The 24,021-nt window shown below is 51.3% G+C and carries 25 protein-coding genes; 9 read left to right on the top strand and 16 right to left on the bottom strand.

What is annotated here, in order from left to right; all coding sequences use genetic code 11:
• The first annotated feature begins 233 nt into the window (after positions 1-233).
• The 3 genes from BUB38_RS00350 to BUB38_RS00340 all read left to right on the top strand — a co-directional run bounded on the left by BUB38_RS00350 (position 234) and on the right by BUB38_RS00340 (position 3,230).
• Positions 234-827, top strand: coding sequence for an AgmX/PglI C-terminal domain-containing protein (locus BUB38_RS00350; protein WP_139258136.1), 594 nt, complete (start codon positions 234-236; stop codon positions 825-827).
• 118 nt (positions 828-945) lie between these two features.
• Positions 946-1,806, top strand: a complete 861-nt coding sequence (locus BUB38_RS00345; RefSeq protein WP_073155497.1) for a TIGR02147 family protein — start codon at positions 946-948, stop codon at positions 1,804-1,806.
• Positions 1,806-3,230 (top strand): LamG-like jellyroll fold domain-containing protein, encoded by a 1,425-nt coding sequence (locus BUB38_RS00340; RefSeq protein WP_073155495.1) that lies wholly within the window; start codon positions 1,806-1,808, stop codon positions 3,228-3,230. The genes BUB38_RS00345 and BUB38_RS00340 overlap by 1 nt, the downstream gene beginning before the upstream one ends.
• A gap of 349 nt (positions 3,231-3,579) precedes the next feature.
• On the opposite strand, the gene BUB38_RS00335 is transcribed toward BUB38_RS00340, so the two are convergent.
• The gene (locus BUB38_RS00335) at positions 3,580-3,783 is read right to left on the bottom strand and encodes a ferredoxin (protein WP_073155492.1); all 204 of its coding nucleotides are present in this window, start codon (positions 3,781-3,783) and stop codon (positions 3,580-3,582) included.
• 181 nt (positions 3,784-3,964) lie between these two features.
• On the opposite strand from BUB38_RS00335, the gene argB reads away from it, so the two are divergent.
• From argB to BUB38_RS00320, 3 genes are all read left to right on the top strand, one after another.
• A complete protein-coding gene (gene argB, locus BUB38_RS00330; protein ID WP_073155489.1) occupies positions 3,965-4,756 on the top strand; it encodes an acetylglutamate kinase in 792 nt (263 codons plus the stop codon).
• A gap of 109 nt (positions 4,757-4,865) precedes the next feature.
• On the top strand, positions 4,866-6,059 hold the full coding sequence (locus tag BUB38_RS00325) for an aspartate aminotransferase family protein (RefSeq protein WP_073155486.1): 1,194 nt from the start codon (positions 4,866-4,868) through the stop codon (positions 6,057-6,059).
• A gap of 438 nt (positions 6,060-6,497) precedes the next feature.
• On the top strand, positions 6,498-7,361 hold the full coding sequence (locus BUB38_RS00320) for a hypothetical protein (RefSeq protein WP_073155484.1): 864 nt from the start codon (positions 6,498-6,500) through the stop codon (positions 7,359-7,361).
• A gap of 279 nt (positions 7,362-7,640) precedes the next feature.
• Here the strand turns inward: BUB38_RS00320 and BUB38_RS00315 are convergent, their stop codons facing one another.
• Positions 7,641-9,152: a B12-binding domain-containing radical SAM protein gene (locus tag BUB38_RS00315; RefSeq protein ID WP_073155481.1), complete on the bottom strand. Its 1,512-nt coding sequence runs from the start codon at positions 9,150-9,152 to the stop codon at positions 7,641-7,643.
• A 78-nt stretch (positions 9,153-9,230) separates the two neighbouring features.
• Here BUB38_RS00315 and BUB38_RS00310 point away from each other — a divergent pair, with 78 nt between their 5' ends.
• On the top strand, positions 9,231-9,848 hold the full coding sequence (locus BUB38_RS00310) for a toxin-antitoxin system YwqK family antitoxin (protein ID WP_083537958.1): 618 nt from the start codon (positions 9,231-9,233) through the stop codon (positions 9,846-9,848).
• 30 nt (positions 9,849-9,878) lie between these two features.
• On the opposite strand, the gene BUB38_RS00305 is transcribed toward BUB38_RS00310, so the two are convergent.
• The 12 genes from BUB38_RS00305 to BUB38_RS00255 all read right to left on the bottom strand — a co-directional run bounded on the left by BUB38_RS00305 (position 9,879) and on the right by BUB38_RS00255 (position 20,319).
• Positions 9,879-10,712, bottom strand: a complete 834-nt coding sequence (locus BUB38_RS00305; RefSeq protein WP_073155477.1) for a metallophosphoesterase — start codon at positions 10,710-10,712, stop codon at positions 9,879-9,881.
• Positions 10,709-11,428, bottom strand: coding sequence for a pseudouridine synthase (locus BUB38_RS00300; RefSeq protein ID WP_073155475.1), 720 nt, complete (start codon positions 11,426-11,428; stop codon positions 10,709-10,711). The genes BUB38_RS00305 and BUB38_RS00300 overlap by 4 nt, the downstream gene beginning before the upstream one ends.
• Before the next feature lie 27 nt (positions 11,429-11,455).
• Entirely contained in the window at positions 11,456-12,649 is a 1,194-nt protein-coding gene (locus tag BUB38_RS00295; RefSeq protein ID WP_254794835.1) for a Ppx/GppA phosphatase family protein, read from the bottom strand.
• A gap of 13 nt (positions 12,650-12,662) precedes the next feature.
• Positions 12,663-13,088 (bottom strand): hypothetical protein, encoded by a 426-nt coding sequence (locus BUB38_RS00290; protein ID WP_073155472.1) that lies wholly within the window; start codon positions 13,086-13,088, stop codon positions 12,663-12,665.
• An 84-nt stretch (positions 13,089-13,172) separates the two neighbouring features.
• Positions 13,173-13,673 (bottom strand): hypothetical protein, encoded by a 501-nt coding sequence (locus tag BUB38_RS00285; RefSeq protein WP_175547620.1) that lies wholly within the window; start codon positions 13,671-13,673, stop codon positions 13,173-13,175.
• A 377-nt stretch (positions 13,674-14,050) separates the two neighbouring features.
• Positions 14,051-16,351: an NADP-dependent malic enzyme gene (locus tag BUB38_RS00280; RefSeq protein ID WP_073155469.1), complete on the bottom strand. Its 2,301-nt coding sequence runs from the start codon at positions 16,349-16,351 to the stop codon at positions 14,051-14,053.
• A gap of 107 nt (positions 16,352-16,458) precedes the next feature.
• A complete protein-coding gene (locus tag BUB38_RS16195; RefSeq protein WP_158236558.1) occupies positions 16,459-16,626 on the bottom strand; it encodes a hypothetical protein in 168 nt (55 codons plus the stop codon).
• Positions 16,627-16,728: 102 nt separating this feature from the next.
• Positions 16,729-17,034 (bottom strand): HU family DNA-binding protein, encoded by a 306-nt coding sequence (locus BUB38_RS00275; protein ID WP_073155467.1) that lies wholly within the window; start codon positions 17,032-17,034, stop codon positions 16,729-16,731.
• Positions 17,035-17,152: 118 nt separating this feature from the next.
• Positions 17,153-18,250 (bottom strand): AI-2E family transporter, encoded by a 1,098-nt coding sequence (locus BUB38_RS00270; protein WP_254794834.1) that lies wholly within the window; start codon positions 18,248-18,250, stop codon positions 17,153-17,155.
• 41 nt (positions 18,251-18,291) lie between these two features.
• Entirely contained in the window at positions 18,292-19,059 is a 768-nt protein-coding gene (locus BUB38_RS00265) for a hypothetical protein (protein WP_073155462.1), read from the bottom strand.
• Positions 19,052-19,774 carry a hypothetical protein gene (locus tag BUB38_RS00260; RefSeq protein ID WP_073155459.1) on the bottom strand — a complete coding sequence of 241 codons (723 nt, stop codon included), beginning with the start codon at positions 19,772-19,774 and terminating at the stop codon, positions 19,052-19,054. The genes BUB38_RS00265 and BUB38_RS00260 overlap by 8 nt, the downstream gene beginning before the upstream one ends.
• Positions 19,775-19,803: 29 nt before the next feature.
• Positions 19,804-20,319: a hypothetical protein gene (locus BUB38_RS00255; protein ID WP_101478675.1), complete on the bottom strand. Its 516-nt coding sequence runs from the start codon at positions 20,317-20,319 to the stop codon at positions 19,804-19,806.
• Positions 20,320-20,391: 72 nt separating this feature from the next.
• On the opposite strand from BUB38_RS00255, the gene BUB38_RS00250 reads away from it, so the two are divergent.
• Entirely contained in the window at positions 20,392-21,216 is an 825-nt protein-coding gene (locus tag BUB38_RS00250; protein WP_073155454.1) for a tetratricopeptide repeat protein, read from the top strand.
• 16 nt (positions 21,217-21,232) lie between these two features.
• Here BUB38_RS00250 and BUB38_RS00245 read toward each other — a convergent pair whose 3' ends face one another.
• A complete protein-coding gene (locus BUB38_RS00245; protein WP_073155451.1) occupies positions 21,233-21,913 on the bottom strand; it encodes a hypothetical protein in 681 nt (226 codons plus the stop codon).
• Between the two features lie 27 nt (positions 21,914-21,940).
• On the opposite strand from BUB38_RS00245, the gene dusA reads away from it, so the two are divergent.
• Positions 21,941-22,960: a tRNA dihydrouridine(20/20a) synthase DusA gene (dusA, locus tag BUB38_RS00240; RefSeq protein WP_073155449.1), complete on the top strand. Its 1,020-nt coding sequence runs from the start codon at positions 21,941-21,943 to the stop codon at positions 22,958-22,960.
• A 46-nt stretch (positions 22,961-23,006) separates the two neighbouring features.
• Here dusA and BUB38_RS00235 read toward each other — a convergent pair whose 3' ends face one another.
• Positions 23,007-23,966, bottom strand: coding sequence for a PD-(D/E)XK nuclease family transposase (locus BUB38_RS00235; protein WP_073155446.1), 960 nt, complete (start codon positions 23,964-23,966; stop codon positions 23,007-23,009).
• Positions 23,967-24,021: the final 55 nt, after the last annotated feature.

The following is a 24,021-nucleotide window of genomic DNA, read 5'->3' as shown; positions in this document are numbered from 1 at the left end:
AGCGCAAGTGCTTGCACTTGCATTTGATAACCGCCACATCTAGCACTGCGAAGCTGTGCCAAGTTCAAATAGAGTCTAGTTCAAATAGCCGCAAGGCTGAGGTTGAAATTGAAAGTCCGGGAGTTTTGCTCCCGGGCTTTTATTTTGCCATTAAGTGAAATTTCTCACGTTCAATCTTGTCTTAAATATGTAAACTTGTTTTCACTATCTACACTTCCTATATTGTTATAATAATGAATAAATTCGCTTTGAAATTCGCTTGTGGCCTAATCTTCATCACGGGACTCACCTTGCTGGTCCTGGCCATAACTGGAAATCATAAAAAACCCCGAAATATTGTTCGCGACTACTCTGTCGTACCTGAAGGCTTTGCGGAACAGCAGAAACTGGCCAACAGCAACTCTTCCGAATCCTTTACCGGTACAGTCATCATGCCCACCATCGACGAAATATCCGTCCACGGCAATATGGAAGGCGGCATGGCAGAAATCGAAAAGTTCATGAAGGACCGTACCAACGGTCTGAATTACATCTACAAGAAATTCCAGAAGCAGAACCCCGGCTTCGAAGGCAGCCTCTCCCTGGACGTTACGATCGACGTGTGTGGCGACGTAGTCGGCATGACCGAAATCGCCTCCACCACCGGCTACCCCAGATTCAATAACGAAGTCAAGAGTTCCCTCTCTAGGCAGAAGTACCCCAAGACGACCCAGGGGCACTACACCCTGTCATTCACCCTGAAGTTCGTGAACCAGGTTCCCGTTTCAGAAAAGGGCAATGTAAAGCCGTTGCCGCAGTCACCGGCGGATAGCGTTGCGGAAAATTGACGTAAGTTGTCAAAAACGTGTAAAACTTTTTATCAAAATTTAACGTTTTACACCCGACATCCCATAAAAAAACGAAAAGAAAGATTTCAGCGTGTAAAATTTGTTTATTTTACGGTTCATGAGTATTGCTCTTGAACGTTTGTTTGACTACGACGACTTCCGCAAGTTCCTGCAAGATTACTTCGAGGAACAGAAAAAGATGCGGGCCGTTTTCTCCCATCGTTTTTTTGCGGCAAAGGCCGGCTTCAGTAGCAGCTCCTACTGCCTGAACGTGATTCGTGGCCGGTTCAACCTGACCCAAAAATCCATCGAGAAGATCGCCAAGGCCATGGAATTCGAACCCCTGCAGAAGTCCTACTTCGAGGCGCTAGTGCAGTACAACCAGGCCCATCAGGTAGACGAACGCGAAAACGCCTGGGAACAGATCCTGCAAATCCGCAAGCAGCTGGAATTTTCCCACATCACCACCCGAGAGCAAGTCTATTTTTCAAAATGGTACTACCCCATCGTCAGGGAACTGGCCGTTTCTTCTAACTGGAACGGCGACTATATGACCTTGGCCCGCCTGGTGGAACCCCAGATTACCACGGAAGAGGCACGGGAAGCCATCAAGAACTTGCAGGAAATGGGGATAATCAGACAGGTTGACGCAGACAATGGAGAAGTCCGTTTCGAGGAAACCGCCCAGATGCTGGATGCCACCCGCATCCCACCCATGGCCCTGCGACAGATCCGCCGCGAATATATGCAGCACGCCATCGGCGCCGTGGAATCCAAGCCCAAGCAGGAACGGTTCGCCGCATTCACCACGCTGGCCATGAGCGAAAGTTCCTACGACTACGCAGTCGAAGTTCTGGAAGAAGCCCGCAAGAAGATCATCACCCGCGCCGCCAACGACCCCAACGTGGAGCGAGTCTATGAAATGATGCTGGTAGCATTCCCCATGAGCAAGAAGGTTTCAAAGGAGGACAAGGTCTAATGAACATGCCGAATTTGAAATTCTTGCTGATTGGCGCTGCCATCGCCTCCTTCGTATTTAGCGTCACCGTACTTACCGGATGCTCCGATTCTAACGATGTGGCCGGCGGCGTTACCGACATTGGAAACTCCGTAGCTACAGGCATTGTCCTTGACGTGGCGGGAACCCCCGTGGCCCGCGCCCGTGTTGTAGCCTACTATGACAGCTGGCAACAAGATGGCATCGAGGATTCCGTAGAAACTGTAACCGACGCAGAGGGCAAGTTCGAACTGAACCTGGATGGCAACAAGGCCGCAGTATTGTTCGCCTCTGCCGGAGACAGCAGCGGTTTTGCAAAGCTGGTTCAACCCAAGATTAGCGCAAGATCCACTGAACAGCAGACTGTCACCATCGCCCAGCACAAGATTTACTCCGGCCAGATTGCCGACCGTAACACCGGCATAGTCCGCATCGTAGGCAGCAACGCCACCACCAAGCTGGACGCAGACGGTTACTTTATCTTCTACGACATGCCCTCTGGCGATATCACCCTGACCTACTCCGACACCAGCGCCTCCTCTGACAACGGTCAGTTGCAATCCCACCTGGAATTCAACACCTACGGCGAAAAGCAGATTTACGTATTGCCCAAGATGAACTTCTGGGAAGCAGACACAAGCTGGCTCACCGTAAGCAGGATGGAATACTATAGCGAAAAGGGGCACGACGGCATTATAATCGCCGCCCCGAAATCCGTAGATTGGACGCCCGCAAGTTCAGCAAGCGCCCCCGCATCTTCCGATAGCGCCATCAACTTACTCTTAACCATGGACGGCTCCGAATCCGTCTATGACAACGACACCACTCCCGCAACCAAGGTCGAATACGTCGAAGGCGTCTCGGGCAAGGCCATCCTGCTGAAGCCGGGCCAGTTCATTAGCCTGGATTCCCTGGACCCCACCGGCGGCAACTTCACCCTGTCGCTCTGGACCAAGTGGAACGGTACCAACGGAAAGCACCAGATCCTATTCAGCCAGCGCGCCTACTGGAGCGACAGTACCTCCAGATTCCAGTGGCACTTCGAACATTGCACCGGCTGGTTCACTGCCATGAAGAGCACCCCCGGCGATCCCTATGCCATCTACTTCGGCGACTCCTCCATCGTTCCCGTTGGCAAGTGGTCCCACCTGGCTTTGATTTCCAGGAACAAGAAAGTCAGCATGTATGTGAACGGCGAAGTCATGCACTTCAAGGATGAAAAAGGAGACGACTACACCGAGTGGAAGTTTGTTCCCAACGACCTAAAGCGCAAGGTTCCCTTCCGTGTCGGCGGCGATGAAGTCAGCACCGAAACCTGGAACGGGGCAATTGACGAAGTCCTAATCGAGACCGTCGCCCACGACGCCAACTGGGTTAAGGAACAGTACAAGAAATACACCAAATAAAAAAACTCCCCCGAAAAAAATTAAGGCGAGCCACAAGCCCGCCTTTTGCATCTAAAAAAGAAATCCTCCCCTGCGATGGGGAGGAATCAGAAGCCACCCGCGAAGGGGTGGGGTCCAGGGCGGACAGCACTTGGCAACTTGTTGCCTTAGTGCGCATGGTCCCCGAATGGGGAGGAGGGTGCGAGTCCTCCTTTGCATCTAAAAAAAGAAATCCTCCCGCGATGGGGAGGAATCAGAAGCCACCCGCGAAGGGGTGGGGTCCAGGGCGGACAGCACTTGGCAACTTGTTGCCTTAGTGCGCATGGTCCCCGAATGGGGAGGAGGGTGCGTAACCCTCCCATGCATCTCATTAAGCTTCTTCGAACTTAATCACGCCAGCGGGGCAGCCTGCAGCTGCGTCCTTGATAGCGTCTTCGTTAGCAGCGAGATCAGCGTCAGCCTTAACCTGCATCTTTTCGGGAACGGTGAAAACTGCATCGCAAGTAGCTTCGCAAGCGCCGCAGGAAACGCATTCATCACTGGATTCGTCCAGCCAAACCTTAGTAATTGCCATAGTTATACCTCTTTGGGGTTGTTTGTAATTAAGTTTGGTTTAAATATAACAAAAAAAACATTGAGGGATGACAATGTTTTTCTAAATTTCCCACAACAGAATGAAGCCTGTGGCTTGCTATATATTGCGGGAGGTGCCCGCGACAGCCATATGCTTAAACTAAGTGAGGACATCACAAAAAATGAAAAAAGTGGTTGTTAAAATTGGTGGCAGCCTGGCTATTGACGAAGCCAAGTTGGCCGATTTTGTGGCAGCAGTTTCCAAGCTTCCGGCTATGGGCTGCCAGGTCGCCGTTGTGCACGGTGGTGGCAAGGACATTAACGAAAACATTTCCCTGCTGCGAGAACAGCCCACTTTTATCGATGGCCTCCGAGTAACTACACCCGGCATTATGAAGATGGTCGAAATGACCCTCTCCGGTCATGTGAACAAGAAGCTGGTCCGCATGCTTCTGAACAACGGCGTGAATTCCATCGGTCTTTCCGGTGTGGATGGCAAGCTGTTCGAAGTAGTCAAGAAGCAGGGCAAGGTAGACCTGGGTCTTGTGGGCGAAGTCAAGAAGGTGAACCAGAAGATCGTGGAAGACCTCTGGGCAGCCGGCTGGGTTCCTGTAGTTAGCCCCATTTCTTACGGTCCCGACGAAACTGGCGTAGGCGTCAGCTGGAACGTGAATGCCGACACTGCCGCAAGCGAACTGGCTGTGGCACTTCAGGCTGATCAGTTCGTGCTGGTGAGCGATGTTCCGGGCGTTATGGACGGCGAAAAGAATGTTATTCCTGAACTTTCTGAAAGTGATGCCGAAAAGCTCATTGAAGAAGGCGTTATCAGCGGTGGTATGATTCCCAAGGTCCGCGAAAGCTTCAAGTCTATCCGACGAGGCCTCAAGAGCATTCATATCGTAGGCTGGAAGGACGCCGAATCCTTCATCAAGCAAATCAACGGCGAACACAACTACGGCACTATTCAGCGCTAGAAGTGATTGGTAAACAGTGATTAGTAAACAGTGAAAATAAGGCGGCTGCGCCGCGATTATAAAACTAACCACTAACCACCAATCACTAACCACTAAAGGAATTTTAAAAATGAGTTTTATTGAACAAGACAAGAACGTCATTGCTCCGCTTTATGGCAAGGCTGACATTGAAATTGTAAAGGGCGAAGGCTCTTACCTCATCGACTCCAAGGGCGACAAGTACCTGGACTTCGTTGCAGGTATTGCAGTGAACGCCTTGGGCCATCAGAACAAGGCCATCAAGGAAGCTGTGGTAAAGCAGATGGATTGCTTCAACCACATCTCCAACCTTTATGTGAATATGCCCCAGGTTGAACTGGGCAAGAAGCTTTTGGAAATCACTGGTTTCGACAAGGCTTTCTTCTGCAACTCCGGTACCGAAGCTAACGAAGGTGCCATCAAGTTTGCTCGTAAGTATTTCGATCGCAAGGGTGAAGCCAACAGGCAGAAGATTATCACCTTCGTGAACAGCTTCCATGGCAGAACATTTGCCGCTCTTTCCGCAACTGGTCAGCCGGCTCTGCGTCAGGGTTTCGGCAACATGCCGAGCGACTTCGTACACGTTGCCTGGAATGACTGCGCTGCATTGAAGGCCGAAGTCAACAAGGACACCTGCGCCATCATGCTGGAATCCCTGGCTGCCGAAGGCGGCGTCATGACTCTGTCCGCAGAAATGGTTGAAACCATCAACAGCCTCCAGAAGGAATTCGGTGTGCTGGTGATCGTCGACGAAGTTCAGGCTGGTTGCGGCCGTCTGGGAACTTTCCTTGGCTTTGAAAAGTATGGTCTGAATCCGGACCTGGTGACTCTCGCTAAGGGTATCGGTGGCGGCCTCCCGCTGGGTGCCGTTCTTCTCCGTCAGAAGATTGCCGACGAACTGAAGGCTGGTGACCACGGTACTACTTTCGGTGGTAACCCCATCGCTTGCGCTGCAGGTCTCGCTGTGGTGAACCAGATTGCAGAACCCGCTTTACTTCAGAATGTTGTGGATAGGGCTGTGCAGATCCGCACCGCTCTGGCTGACATCAAGGCCAAGTACAGTGCCATCAAGGAAATCCGTGGTGAAGGCCTTATCGTCGGCCTCGCTCTGGATGAATCCTTGCCGGTGGGTAACGTTGTGGCTGCAGCCCGCGCAGAAAAGCTCATGGTACTCTCTGCCAAGGGTAACGTGCTCCGTATGCTTCCGCCGCTGAACATCAGCGCTGCCGAAGTGGACGAAGCCATGGCTAAGCTGGCAGCAGCATTCGCAAAGGTCGCTGACTAATCCGCGCCTCGCGAATCAAATCGCCTCCCCTAAAAAAGGCGGTGGAAATTGACCAAATCAGGTCTTTTCCACCGCCTTTTTATTATGTTATATTAAATCACACCACAAAAACCAACCGTTCGCCAACCATATTGGGTGATTTAAGGACAAAATCACGTTCCAAAACACCTCTGCACCCCCTATTCTCGCCGCCAACCACAAACAAAATAAAGAAAAGGCAGTGGAAACCTCGCTAAAATAGCCGTTTCCACCGCCTTTTTTGCACACAGTCCAAGCTTTTCGCGCAGCCGCGCCTTATTTTCTATATTTTCATTCGCATTATTATACATTCCCTATCTGATTACTCAGATTTTTTATTATATCGTCCCCCTAAATTTTCGCTACAACCAGACTTTAGAATTCTGGTTTTCATCAAAAGCGTCATAACAAAGGATTATCATGGAAAATGTATTAATACATTTGTCCAAAGACAGTGTGCTGTCTTCACTTCAGAAAAGAGTTGAAGAACTTGACTCCGCAATAAGACAACTCGGGATTTGTTTAAAAAATTCTCCAACAGAAAAACTCAAGGTTTCACCACACAATGGAACATATCAGTATTATCTCATATCCTCAGAAACCGGTAAAAAAGGAAAATTCATTTCAAAAAAAGAATGGAACATTGCAGAACGAATCGCCCAACGCGATTACGATACCAAACTACTAGAGCAATTAATCAACCAACGAACGGCATTACAGACATGCATCGCTACATATCACCCAGAAATTGCTGAAACTTTTTGGTCTGAACAACATCCAGGACGTCAAAAGCTAACACAACCCAGAATCATTTCTGATGATGAATACGCCAATGAATGGCAACTTAAAGAATTCTGCGGTCGTCCTTTTGACAAGACGGATCATGAGCTAAAAACTGCTAGAGGTGAACGGGTCCGATCCAAGTCAGAAGTCATCATCGCAAACGCCCTAGATCATTTCAATGTGCCATATCGATATGAATTCCCGCATAAGTTGAAAATCACCCAACAATCTATCAAAGGAAAGTACAATTCAAAACGCATCAATATCTTTCCGGACTTCACCTGCCTCAACAAAAAAACTCGAAAAGAAATCATATGGGAACACTTCGGGTTAATTGATGACAGCTCCTATGCACAGACAATGGCCTTGAAGCTAGAGGAATATCAGCAGAATGGTTTCTTCCTTGGAGATAATTTCATCATGACCACAGAAACTAGTGAACATCCCTTAAGTTATGAAACCGTTGAAAAGCTTATCCGGCGATATCTATGCGAATCGTGAGATTGTAAGACGTTTTACCGCAAAAAAGGCGGTGGAAATTGACCAAATCAGGTCTTTTCCACCGCCTTTTTGTTACGTTATATTAAACTGTGTCACGAAAACCAACCGTTCGCCAACCATATTGGGTGATTTAAGGACAAAATCACGTTCCAAAACACCTCTGCACCCCCTATTCTCGCCGCCAACCACAAACAAAATAAAGAAAAGGCAGTGGAAACCTCGCTAAAATAGCCGTTTCCACCGCCTTTTTCCCACTCAAATTCCAACTTTTCGTGGAATCTACTGCTTGATCGTAGGGGCTTGTCTTGCCACGGGGGCCAGTTCGCCGTGCTTGCGGAACAGGTGTTTGACCAGGGTGTTGAAGCCGCGGAACACGCGATAGCGTTCACGGGGATTCTTGATGGCCATGATGCCCTGACGCAGGATGTAGCTGGGGCGCAGGTAGAACTCGCGGCGAGCCTTGTCGCAGAAGTCCACCAGAGCCTGGCTGGTCAGTTCACCACGCTGGATGGTAGTACGGTGGAAGCCGTCCTTGTCCAACCACTGGTTGTAATCCTTGGTCTGCAAGGCGCCACTTTCCAGAGCTTCCTTGTAGGCTTCGGTGCCGGGGTATGCCATGATCGGGTAGAACTGAGCCGTATTGGGATTCAACTTCTTGGCGTAGTCCAGAGTCATGCGGAGAGTCTGGGGAGTATCGCCGGGGTTACCCACCATAAAGCAACCGTGAACCAGGAGACCAGCCTTGCGGGCATTCTTGGTAAACTCGATAGCCTTGTCGGTATTCTTGATACCCTTGCGGATATTCTGGAGAACTTCGGGAGATGCGCTTTCGAAGCCGACGCACATTTCACGGCCGCCAGCCTTCTTCATCAGCTTAAGCAATTCCAGGGGAACGTCTGCACGGGCATTGCAGCTCCAGGTAATCTTGAGACCGCGTTCCAGAATCAGGTTGCAGATGTCGCGAACATGCTGGTGGTTAGCGGTAAAGGTATCGTCTTCAAAGAAGACTTCACCCAGATCTTCAAAATTTTCCTTGATGTACTGCAGTTCGTCCACCACATCCTTGGGGTCGCGCATACGGAACACATGACCGTTCAGAGTCTGGGGGATAACGCAGTAGCTACAGCGGTTGGGGCAACCACGACCGCTCAAGATAACAATCAGCGGGTTCAGGTTGGCGCCGTAGAAATACTTCTTGTAGCAGCTGTAAAGGTACTTGCGATAGACCTTGGAAACCCAGGGCAGTTCGTTCAAGTTTTCAATCTTCGGGCCTTCGGGCTGGAAGTCGGTAGTTCCGTCTTCCTTGCGGTAGGCAAGACCAGCAATCTGACCTACAGGGGCAGCACCTTCGTCACCACGGAGGGCACGGGCAAGATTGCGGCAGGTGTAGTCTGCTTCGCCAATAACCACATAGTCAAGGCTGGGTTCCATTTCCAGGGATTCCAGAGGTTCTGCGGTGGCGTGGGTACCCATGATGGCAACCTTGGCACCAGGCATAGCTTCCTTGATGGCGTGAACTACCTTAAGATCATTTAAAATACTGGGGGTACTGGTGCTGCAAATAACCAGCTCCGGGGCAAACTTCTTCATGCCTTCCAGAGTCTGTTGCAGATCAAGTTCCATGGCGGGGCTGTCGATGAGCTGGATTTCGTTTCCGTCGGCTTCTGCGGTGCCGGCGGCATAGCTCAGGAACATGGGCCAATAGAGAGTACTAGACTTCGTTACACACGGGCTGCGAGATTCGCGGCTGAACATGGGGTGGAACGGAGGATTTAAAAAAGTAATACGCATAAGCCTTCGCAAAATACAAAAATATAGCGGTATTAGCTACATTTTAAGTAATTGATAAGGGTTTTTCTTGTGTACAGAATGAAATATTTGATCCTCTTAACATTAATGCTGACTTTTAACGAGGCAATAGCCCAGGATTCGCCTTCTAACCCCGAAGTCAGTACCGTTCTGGACACAATCCGCGAAGCCTATCCCGACGGCTCCCCCTCCAGAATCTACACCGTGCAGCACGGCACCACAATCCGCCAAGGCACGGCCATCAGCTACCACCCCAACGGCAAAGTGGCCGTAGAAGCACCCTATGTAGACGGCAAACTGGACGGTGTATTCCACAGCTATTTTGAAAACGGTAAAACCTGGCAGACCATCGGTTACCGAAAAGGCATCGAAGAGGGCATCACTACCACCTACTTTGAAAACGGTTTCAAGAAGAGCAAGGAAGTCTACCGCAGCGGCATCCTTCATGGTGACGTAGAAGAATATTACGAAAGCGGAAAGCTTCGCAGGCGCCTCCCCTACATTTTAGGACAGCTCCACGGTACCGCCAAGGTGTTTGACGAACTGGGGGCAGCCACCGAAGAGATGACCTTTGAAAAAGGTTTAAGGCACGGCCCCTACCGCAAATTCAACAAGGGCATCAAAACCTTCGAAGCAAAGTTTGCAAACAACCGCTGCGTAGAAAACTGCGACTTCTAATCCAGTCTAATACCCGCTCTAAAATTCGGCCTAGTATCCGGCCCACTCGGCTGCAATGCTGGGGCTTGATTCGCGGAGTTTCTTCGCCTCGGGGGAATCGTCGGCAACGGCGATATCGCCGCTGGCAATACGTTCCTTAATATCGGTAAAAGTCTTGGGGCGTTCCGCCTCGGGCAACTTGTCGCCAGGCACCATGCAAGGGGCATCAATGGCGGTCTTCGCCTTGTCCTTAACCGGAGAATACTCGCGGGCGGCAGGAACCACGTAGAACTTGTCTTCTTCGGGGCACCAGGCAGTTAGCTTCTTGCCATAGACGCATCCAGAATCCAGGCCCACAAAACCGGGGCGACGATCCACGAAACCCATCTTGGCCCAATGCCCAAACACAACCGTCTTGTGCCAGTTCACTTGTTCGAACCAGGGAATATCATTCCAGTAGCGGACAGAAAGAATAACCTTGGGATCCATATCTTCGAGGCGGAACTTGCCCGGTTCAAGACCGGCATGTACCAGCAAGGCATGAGGCGTATCGCGCCACAGGGGCCAAGTCTTCACCTCGTCAAGGATGTAACGCCAGTCCTCAAGAGGGAGGCGGGAAAAACGGGCGCGCTGCTTTTCGGTCCATTCGCTTTCGTCGGTTGCCATCATGCGGATCAGATGTTCCTCGTGATTACCGCGAACCGTCAGAATCCCATTTTTCTGGATAAACTTGAGAGCCCTCAACATATCGGGTCCCTTGTTGATAATATCGCCGGTCTGGTACAGCGTATCCTTACCGCGGACAAAACCGAAAGCATCTACAATGCGTTCCAGTTCATCGGCGCAGCCATGGACATCCCCGATGTAGAGTGTGCGGGAACTCATACGTGAACTGCCTGACGGACCTTGTTCATTTCGTCGGCGGTCAGTTCGCGGAACTCGCCTGCAGGCAAGTCGCCCAGCTGAAGGCGGCAATAGCTAACGCGCTTCAAGTCGCGGATTTCATAACCCACGGCACGCATCATACGACGGATTTCGCGGTTCTTGCCTTCAATAAGCACCAGTTCCACAAAACCCTTTTCCAGATAGACATCCGTTGCGAAAGCGATTTCTTCAACGTCGGAATCTTCATCGCGAATATCCACGCCGTCTACCAGGCGCTGAGCGGCATGTTCGCTGAGGGGGCGATCCGTCCACACGAAATAGCTGCGGGGCACTTCAAAACTGGGATGAGTCAGACGATGGAGCAGTTCACCATCATCGGTAAAAAGCAACAGGCCGCGGCTCTGCAAGTCCAGTCGACCCACATACTTCAAGGACTGGTAAGCCGGCGGCAAATAGTCGTAAACGGTGCGGCGACCCTGAGGATCGTCCTTGGTGCAAACGCAACCGGCCGGCTTATGGAACATGATGGTGGTGGTCTTCTTGGGAAGCTTGGCAACCTTGCCATCCACCAGGACCTGGTCCACATTTTCATCGATCTGATGACCCAAATCGTCAATGACCTGACCATTCACTTCTACACGGCCATCGGCAATGAGAGCATCTGCAGCACGGCGGCTGGCAATTCCACAAAGAGAAATAAACTTGTTTATACGCATAACGAGAAATCAGTGAATAGTGAACGGTTAACTGTTATTCTTCTTCAGCCAGGGAGGTGTACGCTTGGCCTTGGGTTTTTGTTCTGGTTCTACTTCGGGCGGGTACAGCAAACCGAACCTAAGTCCCGCAGTACTGATGCGGAAACTTTCAACGCGGAGTTTTTCAAGCAGGGACTTCAGCCAGAACAAACCGCAAATGATAATGTCATGACGACCATTTTCGAGGCCCGGCAACATGGCGCGCAGTTCCTTGGACAGGTTGCTGATACGGGTCGTTACCGCATCCAGATCGCTAATGGAAAGTTCCAGTCCTTCGATAGCCTTGTAGTCGAACACCTGCTTGTTCAGGAACACCATGGCCAGGGCAAGGCCCGTCCCACCAATCAGGTAAACAGGCTTCTTGGTCATACCCTTGAAGCTTACGTCCTTGAAGGCTTCCTTCACAAACTTCTTGTACTCGGGTCCGGGAATGGGGCCCATCTCCTTGAACATCTTCAAGGCACCCACCGGAATAGAGAAAGCCGTTTCGCCGTTGGACAGTTCCGTCGAACCGCCACCGATATCGATGGTCACCAGATCCTTGCCGTGCCATTCACGGACAGAACGGAAGGTGAGCTTGGCTTCTTCTTCGCCAGAAATAATGCGGGGGCGAACCCAGATCGCCTTTTCGACGGCAGCGATCACTTCTTCGGAGTTGCTGGCCTTGCGCATAGCCTCGGTCATGACAACAGCCTGCAGGTCTGCACCCAAGGCATGCAAGTCCATACGGAACTTGGTCATGATGGAAACCAGTTCAGCGATTTTCTTTTCGCTAATGGGGCGCTTGCCCTCTTCATCTTCGGCATCGCCATCGTAGACATCGTCGCCCAGGCGACATACTTCAATTTTCTGGAGCTTTGGGACAAGAATCTTGCGAGGCGCAGTTGATGCGGCAGGTTCACTGGGGGCAGCCGGTTCGCTGACGGCAGGTTCGCCGACGGGTTCGGCGGCAGCAGAGTCTGCAGTTTCGGCAGATTCGGCGGAGGCTGCGGATTCCCCATGTTCAGACGATTCAGCGGATTCATTAGCGGCAGATTCGCTGGACTCGGCAGACTCAACGGCCTCTCCAGCCATTCCGCCAGCCATTTCGGCGACCTGCGCGGGAGCCTCTTCAAAAGCTGCAATCAGCATGATACAGCTATGGCTTCCTATATCCACTGTAGCTAAAAGCTTGTTTTTCATGACAATCTCGACGCTAACCGTTCTGTTCTGATTCGGCTACACGGCCATCGGCGGGAGTTTCGGCAGAGGCGGCGGGCACAGAGTCAGCAGCATTGGCGGCTTCGGCAGCCTTGGCTTCAGCCTCTTCGGCCTTCTTCTTGAAGCCAGCCTTGATCTTTTCGGCAAGGGCGGCGGGATTCGTCAAAAATTCCTTTGCGGAAGCAATAGCCTCTTCCACAGTCCATTCAGAATACTTGCCCACCCAACTGGCCACCAGGTCGCCGGATTCGGAACCAAGTTCCTTTCCCTGGCGAAGTTCCTGACCCATCTTAAGGGCCAGAAGCAAACCCAATTCAAAAGGACGGGGTTCGGACTTTCCTTCCAAAAGCTTTTCTACACGGGAAATGCGTTCCTCGTAAGGAACACCCTCAAACTCAGCAAGATCTTTCTCTGAAATCATAGGGATAAAGATAGAAAAATGCGTTCATACAAAAGGGGCCCTGGAACACGTCCAGGGTCCATAACAAGGAGGTAAATACAACGATTACTTCTTCTTGGAAGCCGGCTTTGCAGCAGGCTTGGCGGCAGCCTTCTTGGCGGCCGGCTTTGCAGCGGGCTTGGCGGCAGCCTTCTTGGCGGCCGGCTTTGCGGCGGGCTTGGCAGCAGCCTTCTTGGCGACCGGCTTGGCAGCGGGCTTGGCGGCAGCCTTCTTGGCGACCGGCTTTGCAGCGGGCTTGGCGGCAGCCTTCTTGGCGACCGGCTTGGCAGCGGGCTTGGCGGCAGCCTTCTTGGCGACCGGCTTTGCAGCGGGCTTGGCGGCGGGCTTGGCGGCAGCCTTCTTGGCGATCGGCTTTGCAGCAGGCTTAGCAGCAGCCTTCTTGGCGGCCGGCTTGGCAACAGCCTTCTTGGCGGCCGGCTTGGCAACGGGCTTGGCGGCGGGCTTGGCGGCAGCCTTCTTGGCGACCGGCTTTGCAGCGGGCTTTGCAGCGGGCTTGGCGGCAGCCTTCTTGGCGGCGGACTTTGCAATTACAGTTTTTGTAGCCATTTTTTCCTTCCTTATGGTGAGTTATTGTGAATTTATTGTTTATAAAATAAATTCCAATCCACAAATAATCAACACTTATTTAAACAATTTTTGTAAAAAAGTATTTCAGGCGACATTCATCACATTTTTTTATAAAAAATCAGCATAAACTATCGGCGTTAAAAACAAAAAAAAAAGAGCTGCACCTTCTAGGTACAGCCCTTAAATTTTCGAGGCGTTTCAAACAACGACGGCGACGAACTTATCAATAACGAACTTGTCAGCGACAAATTCGCCGCACCACCTCAGATTACTTCTTCAGTACGCTACGAGCCTTGTCGAGACGTTGCACTCTTACGAGTGCTAGGCTGTCGGCTCGGCAATAAAATAGGCTACGCCTATTTTGCTGCACTCGCCTTATCAAGCCTTTCCTGAACGATAGCGTCGATAACGGCAGCAACGGTCAGGTTGAAGATGTCGTGGACAGAAGCTTCGGAGTCGGTGAAGTGAACCGGCTTCTTCAAGCCCATCTGTACAGGACCGATGGATTCGCCAACGCCCATTTCCAGGAGCATTCTGTAGGTGGTGTTTGCAGAAGAGAGGCAGGGGAAGATGAGGGTATTCACGTCCTGGCCCTTGATGGTATTGAAGGGGAACTTCTTGTCGCGGAGATCCTTGTTCAAGGCCACGTTCACCTGCATTTCGCCATCCACGGCGTAGTCCGGATACTGTTCGTGAAGGATCTTCACGGCATCACGAACGCTACCAGCGGTACCCAGGCTTGCGTTCTTGTCGGCACCGAAGTTACCGTAGCTGAGCATAGCCATCACCGGTTCATGAGCAAAGAACTTCACGGCGTCGTGAGTGAGCTTTGCAATGTCCACCAGAGTTTCGGTATCCGGGTCGCGGTTCACCAGAGTATCTGCCAGGAAGAAAGTACCCTTCTTGGTAGAGAGGATGTGCAGAGCGCCGAAGTGCTTGTAATCTTCGCGGATACCGATCATCTTCTTGGCCAGACCGATGTTGGTAGCGAAGGAGCTGTTGGAACCGGAAATCAGAGCGTCGGCGTCACCGGTCTTCACCATCATCATACCGAAGTGGTTGTGTTCCGGCATTTCGTAGGCGGCCTTTTCGAAGGTTTCACCGTTACGGCCATTTTCGGCAGCGTAGATTTCGGCGTACTTCTGACGGCGAGCAAATTCTTCCGGAGAACGAGGGTTCACAATTTCGATACCGGTAACATCCAGCTTTTCAGAAGCGGCCAGTTCCTTGATGCGTTCCGGGTTGCCCAACAGGATGGGGAATGCGATTCCTTCGTCCTTGGCCTGGATTGCAGCCTTGATCATGTTGACGCTGAGGCCTTCGGTGAATACCACGCGCTTGGGGTTGGAACGAGCCATGTTTTCGTATTCACGAATCAGCTTGTTGTCGTAACCCATCATGTCGCGGAGGCTATCGGCGTAGGCATCCCAGTCGGTAATGGGCTTGCGGGCCACGCCACTTTCGATAGCGGCTTTGGCAACGGCGATAGAAACGTCGGTCAACAGGCGCGGATCCAGCGGCTTGGGAATGATGTACTTGGGGCCGAAGCTGAAGCGTTCGGAGTTGTAGGCAATGTTCACTACATCGGGCACCGGCTTGCGGGCAAGAGCGGCAATGGCGCGGACGGCGGCATGCTTCATGTGTTCGTTGATGGCAGTGGCGCGAACGTCCAGAGCACCGCGGAAGATGTAGGGGAAGCCGATAACGTTATTCACCTGGTTGGGATAGTCGGAACGGCCAGTAGCGAAGATGATGTCTTCACGGGCGCTGACGGCTACATCGTAGGAAACTTCCGGAGTGGGGTTTGCAAGGGCAAACACGATAGGCTTGCTTGCCATGGACTGGATCATTTCCTTGGTGAGGATGTTGGGCTTGGAAAGGCCAAGGAACATGTCTGCACCCTTGATGGCTTCTTCCAGAGTCTTGACGTCGGTACGATCGGTAGCAAAGAATTCCTTTTCGGGAGTGAGCTTGCCGCGACCCTTGTAGATAACGCCCTTGGAGTCCAGCATGACCACGTTTTCTTTCTTGACGCCCAGGGAGAGGTACAGCTTGGTGCAAGCCACAGCTGCAGCACCGGCACCATTCACCACCAGCTTGATCTTGTCGATTTCCTTGCCGGCGATTTCGAGAGCGTTAACGAGAGCGGCACTGGAAATAATGGCGGTACCGTGCTGGTCATCGTGCATCACGGGGATGTCCAGTTCCTTCTTCAGGGTTTCTTCGATTTCGAAGCATTCCGGAGCCTTGATGTCTTCCAGGTTGATGCCGCCGAATGTGGGAGCGATACCCTTAACGATCTCGATGAACTTCTTCGGATCCTTTTCGTTCACTTCGATATCGAAAACGTCAACACCTGCGTAGATCTTGAACAGAAGGCCCTTACCTTCCATCACAGGCTTGCCGGCCATGGCGCCAATATCGCCCAGGCCAAGAACGGCGGTACCGTTAGAAATAACAGCGACCAGGTTGCCCTTACCGGTATAGTCGTAAGCGGTTTCCGGGTTCTTTTCAATTTCGAGACAGGGAACTGCTACGCCCGGGGTGTATGCCAGGCCAAGGTCGGTCTGAGTGCTATGGGGCTTGGTCGGAACAACTTCAATCTTACCCGGCTTGCCGTTAGCATGGTATGCAAGTGCCTTTTCTTCGAAGGTCATCTTTTACTCCTTGAGAGCCTGTGCAACAGATCCATTCAGCTAGATCACCCTTTAGGCTCAATTTTCGGCGCGCAAGATAGAAATTTTCACAAAATTTGTAAAGTTTTTTATTCAGCAGTTTCGCCGTTCAAATCCTCAATTCCGGTAGAGCAATTCTCGGAGCTAGGATCCAGAAGGCATTCGTCTTCTTCTTCGGCATTAGCGGAGCCACCGCAGGCAGAGAAAGCGGCAACAATAGAGAGCAACAGGAACAGACCCAGGAATTTACGTTTCATAAGAACCTCTTCTAATTCAATAACAGTCAACAAAATACAAAAAAAATGCCAGGCTGAAAGCCAGGCATTTTCAAAAGCTCTAAATCAAGCCAGCAAGAAGGATTACTTCTTCTTGGAGTTCTTCTTAGCAGCAGCGGTAGCCTTGAGGCCAGCACCAACCTTGAAGGAAACAGTCTTGGAAGCCTTGATCTTGATGGTAGCGCCAGTCTGCGGATTGCGACCGGTACGTGCTGCACGTTCCTTAACCTGGAAGGTACCGAAACCGATCAGCTGAACGAGACCGTCCTTCTTGATACCAGCGGTGATACCGTCGAGCACAGCGTCAACAGCGCGGCCAGCAGCAGCCTTGGATTCAATGCCAGCTTCCTTGTTGGCGAGAATTGCTTCGATGAGATCTTGCTTGTTCATTATATAACTCCTTGAGTTAGGTTGAGAATTTTTATGCGTATATTATACCTTTTTTTTGAAGCTCTGCGAGAGATTTTTCAAAAAGTTTTCAAAAAATTTTCACAAAACCCCAATAAAATCAAGCCTTCGGCGCCGTTTCGTCCCCGCGATCCACGATTTCATCGGCCTTGCGCTGGATTTTCTCCACGTAGACCAGGCACAGACAGGTAAAGGGAATGGCCACGATCAGCCCCAGGAATCCAAGCAACTTGCCCCAGATCGAAAGGGAAAGAAGGATTCCCACCGGCGGCAAATCCATAGAGGAACCTACGATTTTCGGCACCAGGAAAAAGTCCTGAATCACCTGCACCACGGCGTAGACCACCAGCACGATAATCGCCACTTCCCAGAAAGGCATGCCCGTATCCAGGGCGTAAACCACCGCCAACAGCAAGGCCACGGGAATGGTGGTCAGCTGCAGGTAGGGCACCATGTTCAAGGCTCCCGAGAACAAACCGAAAGCTACACCCATAGGCAAGCCCACAATGCTAAAGCCGATGGCGTAAAGCACACCAACACTCAAGGCCACCAGGGACTGGGCGCGGAAATAGTTACCCATGAAGCGGTCCATTTCCTTGCCCACGGAACTGGCCGTATGCTTGAACCTGGAAGGCAAAACGCTCACCGCCGCACGACGCAGCTTAGGCATATCCAGCATGATAAACACCAGGTACATGATTACCGCAATCACGCCCGAAATTCCCAGGAAGATGCTGGAGGTCTTCGAAAGCACACCCCAGGCGCCGGGCAAGATCTTTCCGGCCGCAGACTGCACTGCATTCCAGAAATCCAATGTCTTCATGGCATCGGCCACCTGGTCCCAGGAAATCAGGGAACGGGCAGTCCTCCACATATCAGCAGGCACGAAAGCCGTTAGACGACTACTCCAGGCAGAGTCACTGAACATGCGCGGGATCAGTTCCCCCAGGTGCCGCACTTCGTTCACCACCATCGGAATAAAGATCCACAGGGCTCCGGTTATAAGAAGCAACGCCACCAGCAGCACAATGATTACGGCCACGATACGATGTTTTACCTTTGTCTGCAATTTACAGACCAGCGGGTCCAGAATATATGCCATAAGGAAGGCGGCAAAGAACGGAGACAGCACCCCACTCAGGTAGTTCAAGACCCACAGGAGCGCCACCGCCCCGAGCACCATGATCAAAAACCGCATAATGCGGTCCAGCGTCCAGATTTTCGTCATTTTTCTTCTTCCTAGTTTTTGGAAGTACGGGCCACGGGCTTGCGAACAGAGAGGTACACGGAAAGTGCAAAACCAATAAGGGCGAGACCGAGAGCCAGGTACATCAAACTTTTAAAGGGGCGATTCTCGCCCCACAGACGGATGGAGCGCAGAATGATTTCGTCAGGAATTCCGCGGAGGGTTCCTTCCCCATTATAGACTTCAAACAAAACGCCACGTTGCATATAACGTAAGCCATCATCTTCTTCAAGCCCCAGACCAGCCAACCACCACTCGGGCACCTTGAAATCAGACAAGGCGATACGGGCTTCCTGGTCAGCCTTCGCCGGAACAGGCACCGAGGCCACCAGCGGACGATAGCTGGCATAGGACCCCTGACGGCTGTACACCGGGTCGTTGTTCATAAAGCGGAACGAAACCTTGGCCATTCTCCCTGTTTCAACCAAGACAGCCATGGAATCAAAACGGGTAAAGTCAAAGAAATCCGCAGCAGGGCGATTATCTACCGAAAGCAAGTTCAGCCCCATACCCGCATAAGGGTAAGCCATGCCCGAACGGATATTCACCCGGGCGCTAACCACAGAATCTGTACGAGAAAGTTCAGATGTTGAAAATCCGCCTACCACGCCATCGGTCAAGGCATAAACTTCGTGATGTCCCGTAGGGAACAGCACCATGTGATTTTCGTGGAACTTTCCAAAAACAAAAATCCAAGCTACCAGGAACACCACCAGGCTGCCTACGGAAACAAGAACTTTCTTGAGGGCAGACTTAGTCATGATGTACCGAATGCTTGCGGCCCACAGCCACGATGGTCAAGACCAGCATAATGAACAGCACTCCGCCAAATACCTTGTTGCTCAGACCTTTGGCCTCGATCTTGTAAATCTTCAGGAAGAACGGCTTGCCATGGGGTTGGTTCCAGCCCGGAGCGATTTCAAGACGCACCATGGCCTCCTGATGACGGTCCACCAGAGAAGTATCCACGCGATTGTCGCTATACCAGAATTCGGGAGTGTAGAACTGATCCATGGGAATGGAAACACGCTGACGTCCCTGGACCAGAGGAAGTTCCTTCATGAGCAGACGGTAAGTCCTGGCCACATTGGTATCAGTAACCTCGGGATCGAAGGCCCACAACTTCAGCAGAATTTCAGAAGTGCCTTCGGCCTCCAGGTCAACGATAACGGAGTCTACAAAACTCCAGTCGCGATTGGCAAAACCAGCCTCATCCTTTTTGCGCAAGTCAAAAAGGATGCCGCACCAGCCGCCCTTTTCAGATTCGCCCAGGGCGCAGGTAAAGCGAATGCTGGATTCATCCGCTTCGGAAGAAACTACAGAGGCACCACCATCCGACCTATCATCATAAACAACGACAGAACCCTGGCATTCAAAGGGGAAAACACCATCTATAAAAAATCGTATGGGCAAATTGAAATACGCCACCAAGGTTGCGGCAGCAATTATCGCAAGAATGAAGCAAGTCTTTTTCATTATGCACCAAACAGCATTAGATTTTTCGGTTAGGTCTCATCAGGATCCACAACCGGCTTGATATGAAGATTGTACTGTACCAGGTCCAACGGATCTTCGTCGGGCAGCTTTTCACCAAAAAGCTTATCCACCACATTAAATAATGCCCGGATAAAGAAGAAGTGGTGTTTCCCTTCTTTCTGGGGAGTCTGGAACTTGAATTCCAAAGTTCTCTTTAAAAGTTGGACGGTCTGGGAAGGGGGCAAGTGGAACATCTTGCAACAATTGGTCACGTAGCCGTCAAATCCATAGTCGGGAACCTTGCCCCGTTCCAGCGGTTCACCATGATCAATGCACTTGGGATTTTCGATTACCGGATCCTGGACGTTTTTCTTGAGGAGCGCGTCTAACCACAGTTCGCGGGACTTGTCAGTCAGTTCGCCGCGAAAGGCCATGGTCTGGTCGCAAGGGAAAAAGGTGGAACAGCACTTGGGGCAAATACGAAGATCCAAGTGGCGGAATTTAATTTCGGCTACCTGGGAATTACAAAAGGGGCAATTACTCATGTTATGCAATATAAAAAATGAACAAAGAACATTGCCCGAAAAAAGCGTTCCCGCTTTACTATATTGCACCCCATGGCAAAAGTTGTACAGATTACCGCAGAAAATTTTGAAACGGAAGTTGCACAGGCTTCCGAAACCCGTCCCGTTGCAGTCCTCTTCTCTTCCGCCGAGTATCCGGATTGCGCCCCCTATTCCCAGCTGGTGGGAAAGTTCAGCACCGAACTTGACTTTACCCTGGGCGTCGTCAGTTGCGACGATCGCGCCAACATGCAGTTGATCCAGGCATTCCGCGTACGTTCCGTCCCCGAAATCCACGTGGTGGAAAAAGGCCAGATTGCCGACGTGATCGCAGGCGTGCTGCCCGAAGACGAACTGAAGAAGCGTCTCGAAAAGTTCTACACCAGCGACGAATCCCGCTTTATGGAAGCCCTCGAAATCGCCATCGCCAGCAAGAACTACGAGGTCGCCCTGCCCATGCTGAACGAAGCTCTGCAGAAGACTCCCGACGACAAGAAGCTTTTGCTCCTGTGGGCCAAGGCCAGTCTCGGCATGGGCGATACCGAAAAGGCAAAGGAAATTCTCAAGAAGTTCAACGAAGCCGACGACCAGTATAAGGAAGCCAAGTCCCTGCTGGAACTTCTGGATTTCCATGCGGAAGCCGCCAAGAAGGATGTTCAGGGCAAGGAAGCCATCGTTTATCACGAAGCCTGCTGCATGGCCGCCGCCGAAAATTTTGAAAGCGCCCTCCAGGCATTCCTTAATTTGTACGTAGAAGCCCCGGAATGGAACGACAGCGCAGCAAAGAAGGCCATGCTCACGCTATTCGGCGTTCTGGGACCCAAGCACGAACTGACTTGGAAGTACCGCGCCAAGCTGAACACGATCATGTTCATCTAGTTTAATATTTTTTAGATTAATGTTTAAAGCAAAGATGGGATTCTAGGAATTCCGTCTTTTCTTTTTCAGTGAGATCGCCACGACAGACTCTAATTCCGTCAGCGTAATTAATCCCCATGCCAACCAGGCCTGCGGTTCCACCAACAACTGTACCAACAGAGGCTCCAACAGCAAAACCAATGGGCAACATGGCAAACATCAAGGAGCCTACAACAGGATTAGCGACAAAGGTATTCTCAGCTACGTTAAAAAAGAAATATCCTCCCCAATAGAGCCCCTTTTGGGCGCCCCCGGACAAATGATCAAGGAAAACCTTTCCATTACTTTTGGGAGTCCAAATTTCCGTTCCGCCTTCACAAATCTGGATTTTTTCTACCGGTATGGAAATGACGCTTTTCGAATCATTCGTCACGAACTTTAGGGCATCCTCTCCATAGCTGTAACAGTATCTGCTGGCTTCGAAAAAAGTCACCTGAGAACCGTACTCGTACCGGAAAGTTCTCTCATCACCATGCTGAACTGCAGACTGGTAGGCATTCAAATCGCTTTCATCTATGGGCTCTGCTTCCGAAAGTTTTTCTGAATTATCACTAATCGAACCAACCTTTGATGAGCTGGAACAGCCCAAAAGCACAGCGGAACACACAATCAGAATCAAATTTAGACTTTTCATAATCAGACCTTCTAACCATTCCAAATCTACATTTTTTCTACATTTGATTTTATGAATATTGATTTCAACCGCAGATTGTCTATCGCCCCGATGCTAGATTGCACCGACCGCCACGAACGTTATTTTTTGCGTTTGATTTCAAAACATACTTTGCTGTACAGCGAAATGGTAGTGACCCATGCACTGCTCCACGCTAAGCCCGAGATGTTCCTGGGGCACGAGGAATTCGAATATCCCGCCGTGCTGCAACTGGGCGGAAGCAACCCCGCCGATTTGGCCAAATGCAGCAAGATGGTAGAAGCCGCCGGATTCCAGGAAGTGAACCTGAATTGCGGCTGCCCCTCGGATCGCGTCCAGAGCGGAAGTTTCGGAGCCTGCCTCATGAAAGACAAGAACCTGGTGGCCGACTGCTTCAAGGCCATGCAGGACGCTGTGAGCATTCCCGTTTCCATCAAGTGCCGCATCGGCGTAGATGAATTCGACAGTTGGGAATTTTTCCGGAATTTCGTCGGCACCGTCGCTGATGCAGGCTGCAAGTACTTTATTATTCACGCCCGCAAGGCCTGGCTGAAAGGTTTAAGTCCCAAGGAGAACCGCGAGGTTCCTCCCCTGCATTATGAGTTTGTTCATAAGTTGAAGGCAGAAATGCCCCAGCTGAATATTGCCATCAACGGCGGCATCCGCAGCATGGACCAGGTGCTTGCCCACTTGAATGGCGACCCCACTTCTGCTGGCACGGGTGTGGCGCTGGACGGCGTCATGGTTGGTCGCGAACCTTACGAAAATCCCTGGTTCCTGCACGACGCCGACGAACGTGTTTTCGGAGATACCGCTCCCGCCGCCAAGTCCCGCAAGGCCGTCCTTGAAGCATACCTACCCTATGTAGAAAAGCAGTTCGCCGAAGGTTGCCCCGCCACCATCCTGGTGAAGCACATCTACGGCCTTTTCGCAGGCCTGCCCGGCGCCCGCAAGTTCCGCCAGATGCTCAGCGAAGGCGCCCCCAGAGCCAAAAATTACGGCGGACCCGCGGAATTAATCCGCAAGGCCATGGAATTTGTGGTGGAAGAATAAGCAAGAAAAACTCCAGTGCAATGCACCGGAGTTTTTCTTATCAACTTTATACCCTTTCGGCGGCGATTTTGTCCGCTAGCTCCTGTACCTTTTCAAGAGGCAACTTGAGGACTCGAGAGACTCGTTCCACAGGGTCATTATCTCGTAGAAGCGCTTCTGCGTCACTGAATTTGGTTTCTTCACAGCCTTCTTTGTGTCCTTCTTCACGGCCTTCGCGGCGGGCGGTTCCGATGCGTGTACTGATTTCAGCTTCTGTGACCATACCTGTTGCAATCTCCGTGATAAAGTTCTTCTCGAGGGCGTTTACTGCCAGACGGCTGTAAACATCCGCAATGACGGGATCCTTCGTCTTGGGGGCGTCCTTCGCCGAGGCCATCTTGGTGAAAAGCTCCAGCCATTCCGTCTCGGCAGTGTTCAGGTTCAGAACCTTCGCATCCACCTTGCTCAAGTCAATGACAATATACTTTTTTTTATTGTATACCGGCAAGGCGTCAGGATTACCCAGGCTGGAAAAACGGAACAATCCCAGTTCCTCACGGTAGTTTTCGCAGAAATCCACCGGAAAGTTACAGATCCATACGCTGTAGGTACTGGGCATCAAATAGGGATGGTCTTCCTTCTCAGTCGCGGTGCGCTGACTATCGAAATGAATCTTAGATTCAATGGAAAGCTGGTCGGCATAAAGTTCCACACGATCTGCAAAATCCTCGTGGGACGCCCGCTGCATCTCCAGGTCAATAAACTCGTTGTTGTTCAGCTTGGCGTGAACATCGAAACGCACTTCCTCCACGTCAATTCCGGAAGTTAGCGTCGATGCAGGCTTCTTGCGTTCGATGCTTACAATCTTCCGCTCCTCGGGCAGGTGCAAGATTGCGTTCAAGAAATGGATTAGAGTCGCATCCTTCGAAAAGATTTCCTTGAAGACCCTGTCCCGGGTCGGATCCAGGAACGTATGCTGCTTTAAAATTTCAACTTGCTTTTCGACTTTTTCCTCAAAAGTTGCCATAGTTTTATCCAGGCGGGAACGCCCCCGCAATGGCGCAAGGCGGTTTCGCCCTACA

Source organism: Fibrobacter sp. UWH5 (assembly GCF_900142505.1).
Taxonomy (GTDB): Bacteria; Fibrobacterota; Fibrobacteria; order Fibrobacterales; family Fibrobacteraceae; genus Fibrobacter.
Note: the sequence above shows the minus strand (reverse complement) of the source record. Positions and strands in the feature narration are given on the sequence as shown.

Coding starts and splice junctions, on each gene's coding strand:
- BUB38_RS00350 (WP_139258136.1), top strand. CDS start 234: ATGAATAAATTCGCTTTGAAATTCGCTTGTGGCCTAATCTTCATCACG.
- BUB38_RS00265 (WP_073155462.1), bottom strand. CDS start 19,059: ATGACTAAGTCTGCCCTCAAGAAAGTTCTTGTTTCCGTAGGCAGCCTG.
- BUB38_RS00325 (WP_073155486.1), top strand. CDS start 4,866: ATGAGTTTTATTGAACAAGACAAGAACGTCATTGCTCCGCTTTATGGC.
- BUB38_RS00255 (WP_101478675.1), bottom strand. CDS start 20,319: ATGAGTAATTGCCCCTTTTGTAATTCCCAGGTAGCCGAAATTAAATTC.
- BUB38_RS00275 (WP_073155467.1), bottom strand. CDS start 17,034: ATGAACAAGCAAGATCTCATCGAAGCAATTCTCGCCAACAAGGAAGCT.
- BUB38_RS00235 (WP_073155446.1), bottom strand. CDS start 23,966: ATGGCAACTTTTGAGGAAAAAGTCGAAAAGCAAGTTGAAATTTTAAAG.
- BUB38_RS00270 (WP_254794834.1), bottom strand. CDS start 18,250: ATGCGGTTTTTGATCATGGTGCTCGGGGCGGTGGCGCTCCTGTGGGTC.
- argB (WP_073155489.1), top strand. CDS start 3,965: ATGAAAAAAGTGGTTGTTAAAATTGGTGGCAGCCTGGCTATTGACGAA.
- dusA (WP_073155449.1), top strand. CDS start 21,941: ATGAATATTGATTTCAACCGCAGATTGTCTATCGCCCCGATGCTAGAT.
- BUB38_RS00250 (WP_073155454.1), top strand. CDS start 20,392: ATGGCAAAAGTTGTACAGATTACCGCAGAAAATTTTGAAACGGAAGTT.
- BUB38_RS00260 (WP_073155459.1), bottom strand. CDS start 19,774: ATGAAAAAGACTTGCTTCATTCTTGCGATAATTGCTGCCGCAACCTTG.
- BUB38_RS00290 (WP_073155472.1), bottom strand. CDS start 13,088: ATGATTTCAGAGAAAGATCTTGCTGAGTTTGAGGGTGTTCCTTACGAG.
- BUB38_RS00340 (WP_073155495.1), top strand. CDS start 1,806: ATGAACATGCCGAATTTGAAATTCTTGCTGATTGGCGCTGCCATCGCC.
- BUB38_RS00305 (WP_073155477.1), bottom strand. CDS start 10,712: ATGAGTTCCCGCACACTCTACATCGGGGATGTCCATGGCTGCGCCGAT.
- BUB38_RS00320 (WP_073155484.1), top strand. CDS start 6,498: ATGGAAAATGTATTAATACATTTGTCCAAAGACAGTGTGCTGTCTTCA.
- BUB38_RS00310 (WP_083537958.1), top strand. CDS start 9,231: ATGAAATATTTGATCCTCTTAACATTAATGCTGACTTTTAACGAGGCA.
- BUB38_RS00280 (WP_073155469.1), bottom strand. CDS start 16,351: ATGACCTTCGAAGAAAAGGCACTTGCATACCATGCTAACGGCAAGCCG.
- BUB38_RS00285 (WP_175547620.1), bottom strand. CDS start 13,673: ATGGCTACAAAAACTGTAATTGCAAAGTCCGCCGCCAAGAAGGCTGCC.
- BUB38_RS16195 (WP_158236558.1), bottom strand. CDS start 16,626: ATGAAACGTAAATTCCTGGGTCTGTTCCTGTTGCTCTCTATTGTTGCC.
- BUB38_RS00295 (WP_254794835.1), bottom strand. CDS start 12,649: ATGAAAAACAAGCTTTTAGCTACAGTGGATATAGGAAGCCATAGCTGT.
- BUB38_RS00300 (WP_073155475.1), bottom strand. CDS start 11,428: ATGCGTATAAACAAGTTTATTTCTCTTTGTGGAATTGCCAGCCGCCGT.
- BUB38_RS00345 (WP_073155497.1), top strand. CDS start 946: ATGAGTATTGCTCTTGAACGTTTGTTTGACTACGACGACTTCCGCAAG.
- BUB38_RS00315 (WP_073155481.1), bottom strand. CDS start 9,152: ATGCGTATTACTTTTTTAAATCCTCCGTTCCACCCCATGTTCAGCCGC.
- BUB38_RS00335 (WP_073155492.1), bottom strand. CDS start 3,783: ATGGCAATTACTAAGGTTTGGCTGGACGAATCCAGTGATGAATGCGTT.